Annotated in this window: 14 protein-coding genes and 1 tRNA gene; 3 read left to right on the top strand and 12 right to left on the bottom strand. The window is 59.9% G+C overall.

What is annotated here, in order from left to right:
• Positions 1-570 precede the first annotated feature (570 nt).
• Positions 571-1,158, top strand: a complete 588-nt coding sequence (locus tag BHV64_RS05610; protein WP_015547134.1) for an HdeD family acid-resistance protein — start codon at positions 571-573, stop codon at positions 1,156-1,158.
• Positions 1,159-1,229: 71 nt separating this feature from the next.
• Here the strand turns inward: BHV64_RS05610 and BHV64_RS05605 are convergent, their stop codons facing one another.
• The 3 genes from BHV64_RS05605 to BHV64_RS05595 are packed head-to-tail and all read right to left on the bottom strand — an operon-like array spanning position 1,230 to position 4,847.
• Positions 1,230-3,722: a hypothetical protein gene (locus tag BHV64_RS05605; RefSeq protein WP_288115633.1), complete on the bottom strand. Its 2,493-nt coding sequence runs from the start codon at positions 3,720-3,722 to the stop codon at positions 1,230-1,232.
• Positions 3,723-3,737: 15 nt separating this feature from the next.
• Positions 3,738-4,235 carry a DUF3868 domain-containing protein gene (locus BHV64_RS05600; RefSeq protein WP_044054354.1) on the bottom strand — a complete coding sequence of 166 codons (498 nt, stop codon included), beginning with the start codon at positions 4,233-4,235 and terminating at the stop codon, positions 3,738-3,740.
• A 12-nt stretch (positions 4,236-4,247) separates the two neighbouring features.
• The gene (locus BHV64_RS05595) at positions 4,248-4,847 is read right to left on the bottom strand and encodes a DUF3575 domain-containing protein (protein ID WP_015547131.1); all 600 of its coding nucleotides are present in this window, start codon (positions 4,845-4,847) and stop codon (positions 4,248-4,250) included.
• Positions 4,848-5,097: 250 nt separating this feature from the next.
• Here BHV64_RS05595 and BHV64_RS05590 point away from each other — a divergent pair, with 250 nt between their 5' ends.
• Entirely contained in the window at positions 5,098-5,454 is a 357-nt protein-coding gene (locus BHV64_RS05590; RefSeq protein WP_022061555.1) for a hypothetical protein, read from the top strand.
• Here the strand turns inward: BHV64_RS05590 and BHV64_RS05585 are convergent.
• The 9 genes from BHV64_RS05585 to BHV64_RS05545 all read right to left on the bottom strand — a co-directional run bounded on the left by BHV64_RS05585 (position 5,441) and on the right by BHV64_RS05545 (position 13,091).
• A complete protein-coding gene (locus tag BHV64_RS05585; RefSeq protein ID WP_015547129.1) occupies positions 5,441-5,815 on the bottom strand; it encodes a DUF488 domain-containing protein in 375 nt (124 codons plus the stop codon). The genes BHV64_RS05590 and BHV64_RS05585 overlap by 14 nt on opposite strands.
• Positions 5,812-6,015 (bottom strand): VOC family protein, encoded by a 204-nt coding sequence (locus BHV64_RS05580; protein ID WP_015547128.1) that lies wholly within the window; start codon positions 6,013-6,015, stop codon positions 5,812-5,814. Before BHV64_RS05580 ends, BHV64_RS05585 begins: the two co-directional genes overlap by 4 nt.
• A 96-nt stretch (positions 6,016-6,111) precedes the next feature.
• Complete coding sequence (locus BHV64_RS05575) at positions 6,112-6,261, bottom strand: hypothetical protein (RefSeq protein ID WP_015547127.1); 150 nt, start codon at positions 6,259-6,261, stop codon at positions 6,112-6,114.
• Positions 6,262-6,324: 63 nt separating this feature from the next.
• A complete protein-coding gene (locus tag BHV64_RS05570) occupies positions 6,325-6,909 on the bottom strand; it encodes an RNA polymerase sigma factor (protein WP_044054352.1) in 585 nt (194 codons plus the stop codon).
• Positions 6,910-7,228: 319 nt separating this feature from the next.
• Positions 7,229-8,128: a cation diffusion facilitator family transporter gene (locus tag BHV64_RS05565; RefSeq protein ID WP_015547126.1), complete on the bottom strand. Its 900-nt coding sequence runs from the start codon at positions 8,126-8,128 to the stop codon at positions 7,229-7,231.
• 206 nt (positions 8,129-8,334) lie between these two features.
• A complete protein-coding gene (proS, locus tag BHV64_RS05560; protein WP_022061553.1) occupies positions 8,335-9,819 on the bottom strand; it encodes a proline--tRNA ligase in 1,485 nt (494 codons plus the stop codon).
• A gap of 140 nt (positions 9,820-9,959) precedes the next feature.
• Positions 9,960-11,645, bottom strand: a complete 1,686-nt coding sequence (locus BHV64_RS05555) for an OmpP1/FadL family transporter (RefSeq protein ID WP_288115632.1) — start codon at positions 11,643-11,645, stop codon at positions 9,960-9,962.
• A gap of 29 nt (positions 11,646-11,674) precedes the next feature.
• A complete protein-coding gene (locus tag BHV64_RS05550; protein ID WP_118406934.1) occupies positions 11,675-12,829 on the bottom strand; it encodes a hypothetical protein in 1,155 nt (384 codons plus the stop codon).
• A 19-nt stretch (positions 12,830-12,848) separates the two neighbouring features.
• Entirely contained in the window at positions 12,849-13,091 is a 243-nt protein-coding gene (locus BHV64_RS05545) for a hypothetical protein (RefSeq protein ID WP_118406935.1), read from the bottom strand.
• A 121-nt stretch (positions 13,092-13,212) separates the two neighbouring features.
• Here BHV64_RS05545 and BHV64_RS05540 point away from each other — a divergent pair.
• Positions 13,213-13,302: transfer RNA gene (locus BHV64_RS05540), tRNA-Ser, on the top strand.
• The last annotated feature ends 344 nt before the right edge of the window (positions 13,303-13,646 follow it).

Raw genomic sequence — 13,646 nt, 5'->3', positions numbered from 1 at the left:
TCTGTCGCAAAAATAATAAAAAGATTTTATCCTAATTAATTTTTCGCAAAAAAATCATCAGCAATTACGCTCTAAATGCATAAAAAAGTCTTGCAAAATACGCATTTTAAGAACAGATTCGCACTTCAGACCGACGGCGAAATCGGGCAGAGCGACCGCTTCGAAACTGCTCCGCCAAACCAAAAACAAGGATGGAATAAAATATACTATATATAAATATGATCTCTTTCCAGATGAGCGGACGAACCATTTCGGAAACAGTCGCCTCGCGCTCCAGCTCTCCGCTTTGAAAAACATAACGGATGCGCTTCGAAACAGCAGGTATCTCCGTCCCGAAATCGGCGAAGCGGTTCTCCCCGCCCCACCGTATCCCGGCAACCCAGTCCGCCCCGGACCGCCAACCCGAACCCTGCCCCGCTAATCAGGGTCCCGCCGCGTCAATCCGAAACCCGTCCCTGCGCCCCGCGGCTTCCCTGCCCGGCATCCGGCTGATTGTCCGGCCTTTTCCGCGTATGCGGCCCGACGGCTCTGGTACGCAAATTGCTCCGAGAGGAAGAAATTCCTCATACCATGAACAACTTTTCCTCACTGATCGAAAATTCGAAACAGGCCGTCCGCTACTGGTGGCTGCTGTTGATCATCGGCATCGCGCTCTTCGCGGTCGGCGTGCTGATTTTCGTCTACCCTGCCCAGAGCTACCTGGGCATGTCGCTCGTCTTCGGATGGCTGATGCTGATTTCGGGCATCCTGGAGGTCGTGCTCTCCTCGGCCAACAAACACTTCATCACGGGCCGCGGCTGGATGATGGCCGGAGGGATCATCGAGATCATCCTCGGCATCATCCTGATCTTCAACGTCGGGCTTTCGGCCGCCACGCTGCCCATCTTCCTCGGGTTCTGGCTGATGATGCGCGGTTTCAGCGCCATCGGACTGGGCGGCGACATGAGCGCCCTGGAGATCGCCGGTTCGGGCTGGACCATCTTCACGGGCGTGCTGCTGCTGCTCTGCTCGCTGTGGATTCTGTTCCAGCCGCTGGTCATCGGCACGACGGCCGTCATCGTCTGGGTCGGCATCACGCTGCTCCTGGCCGGCATCACGGCCTTCTCGCTGGCCCTCCAGCTCCGCAACGCCCACCACTGCCTCCACAGCGACCGCTGACACGTCCGGCGACGAAAAAACCGGGACGTTCCCACGAGGGAGCGTCCCGGTTTTCATCTCTCCGGCGGCATCTATTCGAAATCCTCCCGGAACAACCCGTATTTGCGGATCAGACGGGAGATTTCGGGATCGAGATTGCCGCGGAACTTCAGGCTCTCGCGCAGTTCCACCGAGCGCAGGAAATAGGTCACGGCCTGCTCCTCGTCGCCCAGACGCGACGCAAGGATGGCCAGCATGTACTGGATGTCGGGCGTCGAAGCGGCGTCCGGCTCGGCGCGCAGAATGCGGTACGCCGCGGCATCGTACCCCAGCGACATGTAGGCCAGCGCCGTATTGCGGTCCTCGTAGGGACGCAGGATCGTGAGCGCCTCCTCATACCGCCGCTTTTTGAGCAGCTCCACGGCGTGCATGTACTCGGCATCGACCTCGGTCGTGTAGACCGTATCCTGCTTCATGCCGCGGCGGTGGAGGTTGAACCGGAAATCCACAGCGCGCATCTGCGGGTAGATCACCCGGCGCATACGCTCGTAAGCCTTGGGATATTTCATCCGGATACGCCATTCGCGGGTGTCGGGATTGCCCTCCCACTTCATCATGGCCAGCACCTCCTGCTTGTCGGCGATCAGCGTGTCGGCAGCTACCAGCCGGTAGAGTTCGTCCCAGTCCTCGGCCAGCCACTTCGTGCGCAGCAGGTTCGGCAGGTCGGGAAGCTGCTCCCCGGCAGACCTGTCGAGCACCTGCCGTCCGTTCTCGTCGAGCGTATAGCTGCCCGACACCCGAAGCGAGTCGTACAGCGTGCGGAACTCCGACACGAGCACCCGGCGCAGCGCCTCGGCGCGTTCGCGGGCCAGCCGCTCGTTGACCTGCCAGGTTCCCTCGGGCGAAGCCGTGGCGCGGAGCGTGATGCTGTCGATGATGTAGACCGGATCGGTCATCAGGCCGCGCGTCAGCGAACGCACGGCGGCGATCTGACGGCGATTTGCGGTCAGCGTGTCCACAAGGGTCGATTTGCCCGACGGGAAGGTGAAGAAGAAGCGCGCGTTGGCCTCGGCGTCGCGCAGCACGATGCGCTGCATGTAGCGCGTCGTTTCGTCGAGGAACGTGGTCATCGAGGCCACGTTGTAGGTCAGCGTGTCCGACCGGGTGATCCGGTGCGTGCGGCCGCTCCGGTCCTCGACCTCCCCGGCCAGACAGAGATAGAGTTTCGACGAGTTTTCGTCGGCCTGCACCTGCTCGGTGTAATAATAGTCGATCCGCCCGTCGGGCCGGCAGATCACCGTGTCGAGCCGTGCGTCGGCATAATAGGGATGGCGCACCAGGCGCGCGAAAGCCGCAGGACTGTTCACGGCCCGCTCGTAATTGCGCCGCAGCTCTCCTTCGCGCAGCATGCCGCGCCGCACCTCCGCCGTATCGAGGGCGTTCAGCGCCGCCAGACGGTCGGCGGCATACTCCTTGCGGATGCGGTAATTCTCACGGACGGCGCTGTCTCCGGTTTCGCGCAGCAACCCTTCGACCTCCGGACGGCGCAGCCCCGTGTAGGCGAGCCGCCGACCCGCCAGCGTGCGTATCCCGGCATCGTCGGCCGTATAGACCTCGCCGTAAACGCGCCCCGGATTCTCCGTCAGCGAACGGATGTAAGCCTCGCGTTCACGGCCCCCGTCGACCGGGTATTCGCCCTGCACGCGGGTGTAGATCCCGCCGCCGGGCAGCACGTCGTCGCCCGTATAGGCATGCCGGTAACGCGGCGCAAAATAGTCGTTCAGATGGTCGAACTTGTCGCTGGCGTCCGGCGTGTAGGAGGTCCGTTCCCGCACCTTGCGGTCGGTCGCCGTGACGTAGCGGCGCAGCCGGGCGTACTGCCGGCGGCGCTCCCCGCGCGTCGTCCATCCCACCTGCCTGTCGAACATCGCCTCCTCGGGTGTCATCCGTTCCAGACGGGCTTCGGCGTCGGCATACTTCGTCCGCTGCTCCGCCACGCGGTCCATATAGCGGGAATAGGCTCTCTTATCGCCGAACCGCTCGAAGTAATCCGCGCTGTCGACGATCCGTCCGAGGTAGTCGTCGTAACGCGCATATTCGCGCCGCTGCATCGTCCTGAAGCGGTCGCCGCTGTAAACCAGCGGATCGAACGCCAGCGTGTCCGCCCCCTTGAGCAGCTGCGGATCGACGACCAGCTGCCAGTTCCGGGCCTGCAATTCCTGCGGGACCGACACGACGAACTCGACGTTGATCTTGCCGTTGCGCTCCACCAGATTGCGGCGGTTCGAGGCCGAAATGACCACCTCGTCGATGGCCACCGACATCATCTTCTCGCCCGACAGCGAATCGACGTCCACGGGCGTAATGAAAAGCTCCGTGCCGTCCTGCTTGCGGTAGGTAATGATCTTCTGGGTGCGGGCCGTATCGGCGGCCTGCGCCACGGGGTTCTGTGCCGACCGGGCCGGGAGGTGCACCCCCACTTCGGGATCGCTCTTGGCCAGTTTGCGGATATTTCCGCACCCGGTCAGGAATGCGCCCGCGGCAAGAACGGCCGCCGCATACCCCATCCATTCGCGCTGTTTCATCATCCGGGCAGGCATTTACTTGCGGGAAACGTCCACCGCACCGTTCACATCGACCGTAAAGACCCGCCTGACGCCGCCGGGCGAGGTCTGAACCTGGCGCAGCACCAGCGTGGCGCCGGCCATCCAGCTCTCGTAGGGCACCTTCATCTCGTAACGGAACACCTGATCGGTCTTTTTATCGGCATTGATCGTCATATAGGGCTGCCGCTCGGCCCAGTAGGCGCCGGAAAGACGGCGGCGGCGCTCCTGCATGTGCTGCTGATAGCGGCCGTTGATGAGGATGTGGGGAAAGAGTTTCACCGACTTGCGGTCGGGGGTGCTCAGCTCGGGCAGGATCGTCCAGCTCTGCGAGCGGGTCACGGCCTTGCGCGACACCGATATTTCCAGCACCATGTGCAGCTCGCCGCCGCGTTCGGCCAGCACCTTGCGCGTCACGGCGACATCGCCCACGATCTGGGCGCGGAGCGAAAGCGCCGCAACGAGAAATACGAAAAGGAAGCAGTATTTTTTCATGGGACGCATCGTTTATTTCTTGGAGTTGAACAGGTAGACGAACGTTACGCCGATCTCGGTGGGGATCGGCAGGAAACGCTTGGAGTCGACGTAGGAACTGCGCTTCGGGCCGCTGACCGGCTCGGCATGGTAGCTCAGGCGGGCCAGTCCGGCGCCGGCCGAAAGTTCGAGGTTCCAGTGGGGGCTGACGTAAAACTGGTAACCGATGCTGATGCCTGCGCCGACGAACGAACCTTTGTAATAGTTGGTCTGCAACCCCTTGAATACCTTGTCGCCGATGAACGGAAGCTTGAAGCCGCCGACCTCGAACTTGCCGCCGATGGCGTGTACCCCGAAAAAGAGGCGCGTATACTTCTCGGTCACCCAGTAACGGTACTCGGGGCGGATGAACCAATGCTGGATCTTATTGTCCGAACCGATGGTCCAGGGGTTGTAGTTGGCCGAGAATCCCAGCGTGGAATGCTTCCCGACGGCCACCTCGGCCCCGACATTCGGAGTCGCGGCAGCCCAGTAAAGCAGATTGGTCTTCACAGCCACCTGCTGCGCCGACGCTCCGGCCCAGCAGCACACGGCCAAAAGAAGCGCCGGAAGGATCTTCTTATTCATATTCATAGACACACAAATTGATTCGTGTTTGCACATGTCCGAACCGGCCCAAAAGTCTGTTCCCGTCGCCATTTCAGACAATTAACGGTGCAAAACTGGACATAAAACACAAAAATACACGTATCATATATAACACACCGAACCTTAAAACACCGAAACGCCCAGGCCCGGAACCGCGGCGTCCGGGCACCTGCACGCGGTTTATTTGGCTTTTCGGCGGAAAATCAGTAATTTTCGCACCTAAAACGCCCTGACGATGTTGAAATTAACGATTGCAGCACTTGCGGCCATGCTGCTGACCGCATGCGGAAGTCCGGAAAAACGGACCGAAAAGCAACAGGAAAAAACGATTTTGTGCGGCGGCTATACCGGGCAGCGGCCTCTCGAAGCGTCCGATCGCGAACTGTTCCGCCGGGCGACGACCGGCATGACCGGCGTAAGCTACACCCCGGAGAGCGTCGCCACGCAGGTCGTGGCGGGAACCAACTACCGCTTCATCTGCACGGCGAAAACCACGACGCCCGGCCTCGAAACCTACGAGGCCGAAATCATCGTCTTCCAGCCGCTGCCGGGGCAGGGCGAGGCGAAAATCGCGAAGATCACGCGGTTGTAGCCCCTCCGGCAGCTCTCTGCAAATACTCCTGCAGGATGAGCGCATGGTTCTCCGCCGCATTTTTCGAGGCGTAGAGTAGCGTCACCGTGTCCACACCTTCGATTCCGCGGACGAACTCCCGCACGGCCTGCGACGCACGCAGCTCGTCGGTGTACCGGCGGCGGAACTCCTCCCAGCGGTCCCCGGGGTCGGCGTGATACCAGCTGCGCAGTCCGGCCGAAGGCGCAAGGTCCCTGGCCCAGACGTCGCAATGCAGGGCGTCTCTGCGTACGCCCCGCGGCCAGAGCCTGTCGACCAGCACGCGGCAGCCGTCGTCCGGCGCCGGCGCTTCGTAAACCCGTTTGATCCGTATCCGTGTCATGGGATTATTCCAAAAAAGGTGAAAAGTTCGATCTGACTCTCTTCCGGGGCTCTCAAACGAACGGCCCGCACTCCCCAACCGGGTATGTCGGACGGGCGATCGACAAACCCGACACCCTTTGCGGCAAGGGCTTCACAGGCATAAAAACGGAAACACTTGCCGTAGTCCCAGACCCGCAAACTTGCGTTACTCAATTTCATAGTCGGTCAATTTTAGAGACGAGGAACAAAAAGCGGGCCTGAAAGCCCTAAAATGAAGGGCGCCTCCCGGCGCCCTTCCCCATCAAAAATTAACCCTTAAAAATTATCCCCTTTTCGGAAGACTTCCGAGAGATAGTGGTGCAGATAACATAAATCAGCGTCACCTTGTATCACTTCCCGCATCATCAAGTCTTCGTCCTCGGAGATGCCGTTGTCTGAAACCTCGTTTTTGTCAATATCCTCCATAGGCTTTGGTTTTAACTTGCTTGCATTTATATAACGCAACCCATTCGGGAATATTGTGCGGGGTCAACTCAAGATCAGATTTTTTTCTTTGATCATCCGCCGCAGGTTGATCAGCGCATAGCGCATGCGCCCCAGCGCCGTGTTGATGCTCACGTCGGTCTGTTCGGCGATCTCCTTGAAGCTCAAGCCCGAGAAGTAACGCATGATCACCACCTCGCGCTGCTCGGAGGGCAGCAGTTCGACCAGCGCGCGCACGTCGCGTTCGATCTGCTCGCAGACCATCGAATCCTCAACCGTACGCTCGGACAACTTCAGCGTCCCGAGCACGTCGTAGCCGGCTTCGGCCTCGCTCACGGATTTGTTCTGCCGCTGTGCGCGGAAGTGGTCGATCACCTGGTTGTGCGCGATGCGCAGAATCCACGAAAGGAACTTTCCGTTATCGGTATAACGGCCTTCGTCGATCACACGGACGGCTTTGATAAACGTCTCCTGGAAAATGTCATCGGCCACATCACAGTCCTTGACCATCATGTGGATGTAGTCCTTCACCCTGCGGCTATGGCGTTCGATGAGTTTGGATATGGCACTACGGTCACCTGAAAGGTAGTGATTAAGCAATACCTGGTCACTTAATACTTGCACGTTCATACTCTTGTCTCCTAATTAGTTACTAAGAGTAGATTTCTTTCCCGATAGGCGATCCTTTTTTAGTTGTCTGATGTCGTTACAATTCCTTGTTCGGGCCTTGAAAACATCGGAATTTTCGGAGGCTTTACGTTGACAAGATAAGCACTTTTTCCGAAAATACCAAATTTTTCTACTCCGCCGGCAATATTCCGGCACATTTTTTCCGCCCAAAACAAACAAAATCCGTGCCAGAAACATCCCGTATGCGGACAAAATGAAGGCCCGCGCCTCCGGCGAACCGGCAAAAGCGGCCGATGAGATTCCGCCCGGTCGCGCCCCGCTATTTCAGCGGCTCCACATGAATGGCGATCATCGTGCCCTCGCCGAAGCGGGCGCGCAGGCGGCGTTCGATGTCGACCGTCAGGGCGTGGGAGCGCGCCACGGTCATCGCCCCGTCCATGCGGACGTGCACTTCGACGGCAATCGCGGCCCCGATGCGGCGGGTCCGCAGGTTGTGCGGCTGACACACCTCGGGATCGGCCGTCACGATGCGCAGAATCTCCTCCTCCACATCGGCCGGAAGCGAACGCTCCAGCAGCTCGTTCAGCCCCGTGCGGACCAGATCGAAGGCCACCTTGAAGATGAACACCGCCACGACGAGCGCCGCGATGGGGTCGGCGATACGCCACTTCTGGCCCAGAAAATAGGCGCAGGCGATGCCGACGAGCGTCCCCAGCGACGACAGGGCGTCGCTACGGTGATGCCAGGCATTGGCCACGACGCTCGGGCTGTCGACCGCACGGCCTTCACGGACGGTGTAGCGGTAGAGAATCTCCTTGACGACGATCGACACCCCAGCCGCCACGAGGGCCACCAGCCCCGGCCGGGGCAGCAGTCCGCCGTCGACCACGATGCGGATGTCGCGGATGCTGCCGGCGAGAATCCCGGCCCCCACGATCCCCAGCGCGAGGCTTATGATGATCGTGGCGAGGGTTTCGTACTTCCCGTGGCCGTAATCGTGGCCGTCGTCCCGGGGCTTGGCGGAAATCCGCGCGAAGGCGATCACCACCACATCCGTCGCCAGGTCGGAGAACGAATGGACGGCATCGGCCACCATCGCTCCGCTCCGCCCGACGATTCCGGCGGCAAGTTTCAGCACAGACAGCACCAGGTTGACCACGAACCCCACAAAGGTCACGCGGTAGATTTTACGTTTCCGGATTTCCGCTTCGCTGGACATAGGCTCAAAAGATTGAAATTCAAAAATACGCTTTTTTTTCGATTATCACGAAACTGAATTTAACCGAAATGCGGCTCCAAGCTATTTTTGATTTCAGAGGAGCAGGTTTGCGCTTAACCGAAGTGCGGCGCAGATGGGTAGTACTTCGGTACGTCCCATTTGCGCCACACGAGAGCAAGTGCAAAAATGCCCTATAAAATCGAAAATCAATAGCTGCGGGCGAACAGCACGCGACGGTGCGACGGCCTGCCGGAGAAGACGCAGACGCCCTCTTCGTCGACCGCATCGACCGGAATGCAGCGGATCGTGGCCTTCGTGGCCTCCTTGATCGCCACCTCGGTCTCCACCGTGCCGTCCCAGTGCGCCGAAAGGAAGCCCCCCTTCTCGTCGAGCACCCGCTTGAACTCCTCCCACGTGTCGACCTTCGTAATCATCGACTCGCGGTAGGCGAGCGCCTTTTTATAGATGTTTTCCTGAATCTCGGCCATCAGCCCCTCGATACGTTCCACAAGCCCCTCCTGCGAAACGGTCTGCTTCTCAAGCGTGTCGCGGCGCACCAGCTCGATCGTGCCGTTCTCCAGATCGCGTCCGCCCATGGCCAGCCGCACGGGCACGCCCTTGAGTTCGTACTCGGCGAACTTGAATCCCGGACGCACGTTGTCCCGGTCGTCGATCTTCACGCTGATGCCTTTGTCGCGCAGCTCTGCGGCAATCGCCCCGAAGCGGGCGCAGATCTCGGCGAGCTGCTCGGGGGTCTTGTAGATCGGCACCATCACCACCTGGATCGGGGCGAGTTTCGGAGGCAGGACCAGACCGTTGTTGTCCGAATGGGCCATGATCAGCGCACCCATCAGACGGGTCGAGACGCCCCACGAGGTCGCCCACACGTATTCGAGCTTGCCCTCCTTGTTGACGTACTGCACGTCGAACGCCTTGGCGAAGTTCTGGCCCAGGAAGTGCGACGTACCGCTTTGCAGCGCTTTGCCGTCCTGCATCAGCGCCTCGATGGTGAGCGTGTCCTCGGCGCCCGCGAAACGCTCGTTGGGCGACTTGTGGCCCACGACCACGGGCAGCGACATCCACTCCTCGGCGAATTTCTGGTAAACGCGGATCATCTTTTCGGCCTCCTCGACAGCCTCCTCGCGCGTGGCGTGCGCCGTGTGGCCCTCCTGCCACAGGAACTCGGCCGTACGCAGGAACAGACGCGTGCGCATCTCCCAGCGCACGACGTTGGCCCACTGGTTGCAGAGGATCGGCAGGTCGCGGTAGGACTGAATCCAGTTCTTATAGGTGTTCCAGATGATCGTCTCCGACGTCGGGCGCACGATCAGCTCCTCTTCGAGCTTGGCGTCGGGATCGACCACGACGCCCTTGCCCTCGGGATCGTTCTTCAGACGGTAGTGCGTCACCACGGCGCACTCCTTGGCAAATCCCTCGACATGGTGGGCCTCCTTCGAGAAGAAGGATTTGGGGATGAAGAGCGGGAAATAGGCGTTCTGGTGTCCCGTATCCTTGAACATCTTGTCCAGCGCAGCCTGCATCTTCTCCCAGATGGCGTAGCCGTAGGGTTTGATGACCATACATCCGCGGACGGCGGAGTTCTCCGCAAGTCCCGCCTTCACGACCAGGTCGTTATACCACTGCGAGTAGTTCTCGTCGGACTTCGTGAGATCTTTCAGTTCCTTTGCCATATCTCTAAATCTTTAATTTTGCGTTTTATCCGGCAAAATTAAAGATTTTAATTAAAAATTAAGAATTAAAATCAAGAATTATGGATACCATCTGAAAAAAGCTCCCTTTGCAGAGAGCTTTTCTGAAAATCGCCGACAGATCAGAAGCGGAATCCGAGCGTCAGCGCCACGTTGTGACGGTTGATGTCGGTCGAATAGAGGGCGCTCTCGGTGTACCCGACCTTGTCCTCGGCATAGAACAGGTAGTAGTCCGACAGTTTCGACGACACGTACTGATAGGCCAGGTCGAGCAGCACGCCCCGGGACAGGACGAATCCCACGCCTGCGCCGTAATAGGTCGTCTGCTTGATGACGGGCGATGCCGGCGGAAACTCATCGTCCCGGACCATCGAACCGCTGTAACCGAAGCCCGCACGCAGCGACAGCACCGGCAGGGGTTTGAACTCGGCGCCCACACGCACGATGTTCGAAGCCTTGAAATTCTGGCGGAACGAATCGTTGTACCACGACTGCGAATCCAGCCCCGAGGGGTTGTCCTTGATGCGGATTCCGTTGTACCAGTCGCGCTCGTAGTCGACCGAAATCACGCCCCGCTCGCCGAACGTGTACGATGCGCCGAACATCAGCCGCGTCGGCGAGACGAACGACCAGCCGTTGGGTCCGTCGTCGACCAGCAGCGGCGAGGTCATGTTGGGATCGTTCGCCGTGGAAATGTATCCATCCTTGTCGGGCGTCACGTTCGGATCGGTATCGTTGTTGGCATAGGCCAGTCCGGCCGCCGCGCTCTGGAATTTCCGGTCGAGCGAATAGTAGGTCGGGGTGTGGATCGCCGCGCCGAGACGCAGGTTCGCCGTCGGACGATAGACGATGCCCGCCTTGAAATTGACGCCCGTGCCGTCCACGATCACGCTCTGGTTGAGTTTCCAGCGCAGCAGCTGATAGTCCAGCCCGGAATTTCCGAAATCGGGCGTGTTCTGGCTCGGCGCATCGTAGAAATACTCCTCGACATAGTCGATGTACTTGCGCTGGTAGACGCTCTGGATGCCCAGCGATGCACCGATGTAGATTTTATTGTTGATATTGGCGCCCACCGACAGCACATACTCGCCGATCGAGCCTTTGCTCCGCAGCATCGTGTAGTGGTCGACGCCCGCATTGTTCCCGACCCATGTCGGTTTCCACGTCCCGGGATCGTCGGGATCGGTCTGGTCGATCAGAAACCCGCGGTAAGCCAGCATCGCATTCCAATACTGGGGATCGTTCGGCCAAACCCAGTCGCCCGAACCGCCGTTCGTATAAAAATCGTTTTTCGAGACGCCGTCCCAGTTCAGCTGACGCGCATAGGCGTCGCCGATCGTGCCGCCCTGGTTCTGCCGCACGAACCCATAGTCGTAGTTGAAATCGGCGATGCGGTTGTAGCCGAAGCCGACATTGAGGCTGATGAGCGAGCGCGAACCCTCGTAAGCGTTGATCACGACACCGATGTTGGCCATCGAAAAGCGGTCGCGCGAATTGCGCCCGTACTCCGGAGCGTTGCCCTTGCTGCGCGCGAAGGACATCATCGGCGTGATCGAAATGTCGCCGTGGCGGTACATGCCCAGACCCGCCGGGTTGATCGACATCGACGAGAGGTCGGCGCCCAGCGAGGTGAAAGCCCCCGCCATGGCCATGGCGCGCGCCGTGCCGAAGTTGAACTGCGTCTGCGAGAGTTCGATCATATCGGTCGGCATCAGCAGGTCCTTGTCCATCAGAAGTCCGCCCCATTGCTGAGCCGAAGCCCCGGCCGCCGTCGCGGCGGCCGCAAGCGTGATTATCAGTCGTTTCATAGTCGTTTGCACATTAAGAAAGTCAACCGTTAACGTCCGCCGGAGTTCCGGTAGCTGCCTCCCGAAGAGGTCGTACCCGACCCGCCGCGCGAACCTCCGCCGTAACTGCCGCCCGACGAAGGCGAACTGCCGCGGTTGTAGGACGACGAACTGCCGCTGTTATAGCTGTTGCCCCGGTCGTAGGTGTTGCCGCCGGAGTTGCGGTAGCCGTTATCGTTGTATCGGCTGCCGCCGCGCGACGAGCTGCCCGAATTATAGCGTCCGCCGAACGAGTTCCGCCCGCCGCTGTTGTCGCGCACGCCGAAGGTGTTCCGGCCGCCGCTGCTGCCGCCGCGCATCGACCCGGTCGATTTCGAGCCGGAACGCGATCCCACGCCGTAGCGGGTTCCCGAAGGCGACGTGTAGGGATTGGGCCGGCGCACGATGTTCGAATGATAAGGCCGTCCGTGCCAGCCCGGCCCCCATCCGGGACCATGATGATGCCCGTGCCATCCGGGACCCCAGCCCCAGCCCGGTCCGTACCAGGGGTCGTACCACGAACTGTACCACGGTCCCCAACCGGGTCCGTACCAGGGATTGTGCCACGAGTTCCACCCGAAGCTCCAGCCCCAGCTGCCGAACGAGAAGCTCGGACCCCAGGGCCTGTTCCACCCGTAGTACCACGGATCGGAGTAGATCACCGTGCCCCACGATCCGAACATCGAGGTGATGTACTTGGGTTCCACCCACACCTGGTCGCCCATGACCACGATGTTGTAAAACGCCGGGTCGTAGGCCGACACGTAGTTGAAGGCCGAACCGTAGCGGGCATTGATGTAGCTCGATGGCATCTTGTAGGTCGGCGACTCGAATCCGCGCAGGCGGCGCGCGTAAGCGCTTTCATAGTCGTCGGCCAACACGCTCTCGTAAGGATTTGCGTCCGCAGAGCGGTATTCGTAATAGCTATTCTCCGCGGCAGCGGCCTTCGCTTCGGCGATCCGCGCCTCCCATTCGGCCCTGCGGGCTTCGGCGGCAGCGCGCTGCGCCTCGGCCTCGGCCTGCTTCCTGCGGGAGATCTCCGCGCGGTCATGCACGGCGTAGAGATCGTCGGAAGCATACCCCGCCGAGGCGTAGTAAGCCGACGAGCAGCTTGCGAGGCCTGCGGACAGGATGACGGTTCCGAATAAAATTTTCAACTTTTTCATAGCGCACGTAATGTTTGCGTTAGTTCTTCAGATACCAAACGAAAACCGTACCGGTTTTAGTATCGTTCATCTTTATAAACGGCCGCGCACGGAAAATACTGCATGCGCGAAGCGGGTCCGTCCGTTTGCAAAGATACGAACCGGCGAAAGCAAAAGCAAACTTGCCTGCATTTTGCCGGGCGGGCGTATCTTCGACGAAGTCAAAGGTACGAATAATTCCGGAAAAGCGGCAGAAACAGGGCCTCCGGAGGCGTTTTTTCAACCAAATGTGATTTTTTCCGCACGAAAATGTGCGAAAATAAAAAATATGTCTATATTTGCAGTCCCAAAACAACGGTTTTGGGTCGGGAGAACGGGGCAAGTCCTCCTCCCGCGACCGAAAAGGAGAGGTGCCGGAGTGGTCGATCGGGCCGCACTCGAAATGCGGTGTACGGGCAACTGTACCGGGGGTTCGAATCCCTCTCTCTCCGCCAGGAGACGCTCAATGACAGCGAACTGCACCGAAACGTCCGGCTACAAGGCCGGACGTTTTTCTTTTTCCGGACCCGCCCGGTGCGACAGCCGCTCCGGCTTCCCGCCCCATCGTCCCCACCGTCCCCGCCGTCCCCGGCGCCTCCTCCGTTTCCGGCCGGACAGACCGGACAGAACGCCGGGATATGCCTCGAATAGGCCCGTTTGTTTTGGCGCGTTCCATTGACGGATCATCGTTTTTTTTGTAATTTGCGGCGATTTTGCCGCTTTGCCGCAAACACGCACGCGCAAAAGACAGGCCGACGGCCTGTCTTTTGCCGGATTCCGAAACACGCTGTTTCCACAA

Origin of the sequence: Alistipes sp. 56_sp_Nov_56_25 (genome assembly GCF_001915285.1) — a bacterium.
Taxonomy (GTDB): Bacteria; Bacteroidota; Bacteroidia; order Bacteroidales; family Rikenellaceae; genus Alistipes; species Alistipes shahii.
This window is presented reverse-complemented; position numbering and strand designations above follow the sequence as displayed.

What these genes read in the sequence shown, in the direction of transcription:
- BHV64_RS05575 (WP_015547127.1), bottom strand. Translation starts at nt 6,261, where the DNA reads ATGGAGGATATTGACAAAAACGAGGTTTCAGACAACGGCATCTCCGAG.
- proS (WP_022061553.1), bottom strand. Translation starts at nt 9,819, where the DNA reads ATGGCAAAGGAACTGAAAGATCTCACGAAGTCCGACGAGAACTACTCG.
- BHV64_RS05550 (WP_118406934.1), bottom strand. Translation starts at nt 12,829, where the DNA reads ATGAAAAAGTTGAAAATTTTATTCGGAACCGTCATCCTGTCCGCAGGC.
- BHV64_RS05595 (WP_015547131.1), bottom strand. Translation starts at nt 4,847, where the DNA reads ATGAATATGAATAAGAAGATCCTTCCGGCGCTTCTTTTGGCCGTGTGC.
- BHV64_RS05585 (WP_015547129.1), bottom strand. Translation starts at nt 5,815, where the DNA reads ATGACACGGATACGGATCAAACGGGTTTACGAAGCGCCGGCGCCGGAC.
- BHV64_RS05570 (WP_044054352.1), bottom strand. Translation starts at nt 6,909, where the DNA reads ATGAACGTGCAAGTATTAAGTGACCAGGTATTGCTTAATCACTACCTT.
- BHV64_RS05565 (WP_015547126.1), bottom strand. Translation starts at nt 8,128, where the DNA reads ATGTCCAGCGAAGCGGAAATCCGGAAACGTAAAATCTACCGCGTGACC.
- BHV64_RS05610 (WP_015547134.1), top strand. Translation starts at nt 571, where the DNA reads ATGAACAACTTTTCCTCACTGATCGAAAATTCGAAACAGGCCGTCCGC.
- BHV64_RS05590 (WP_022061555.1), top strand. Translation starts at nt 5,098, where the DNA reads ATGTTGAAATTAACGATTGCAGCACTTGCGGCCATGCTGCTGACCGCA.
- BHV64_RS05600 (WP_044054354.1), bottom strand. Translation starts at nt 4,235, where the DNA reads ATGAAAAAATACTGCTTCCTTTTCGTATTTCTCGTTGCGGCGCTTTCG.
- BHV64_RS05555 (WP_288115632.1), bottom strand. Translation starts at nt 11,645, where the DNA reads ATGAAACGACTGATAATCACGCTTGCGGCCGCCGCGACGGCGGCCGGG.
- BHV64_RS05580 (WP_015547128.1), bottom strand. Translation starts at nt 6,015, where the DNA reads ATGAAATTGAGTAACGCAAGTTTGCGGGTCTGGGACTACGGCAAGTGT.
- BHV64_RS05605 (WP_288115633.1), bottom strand. Translation starts at nt 3,722, where the DNA reads ATGAAACAGCGCGAATGGATGGGGTATGCGGCGGCCGTTCTTGCCGCG.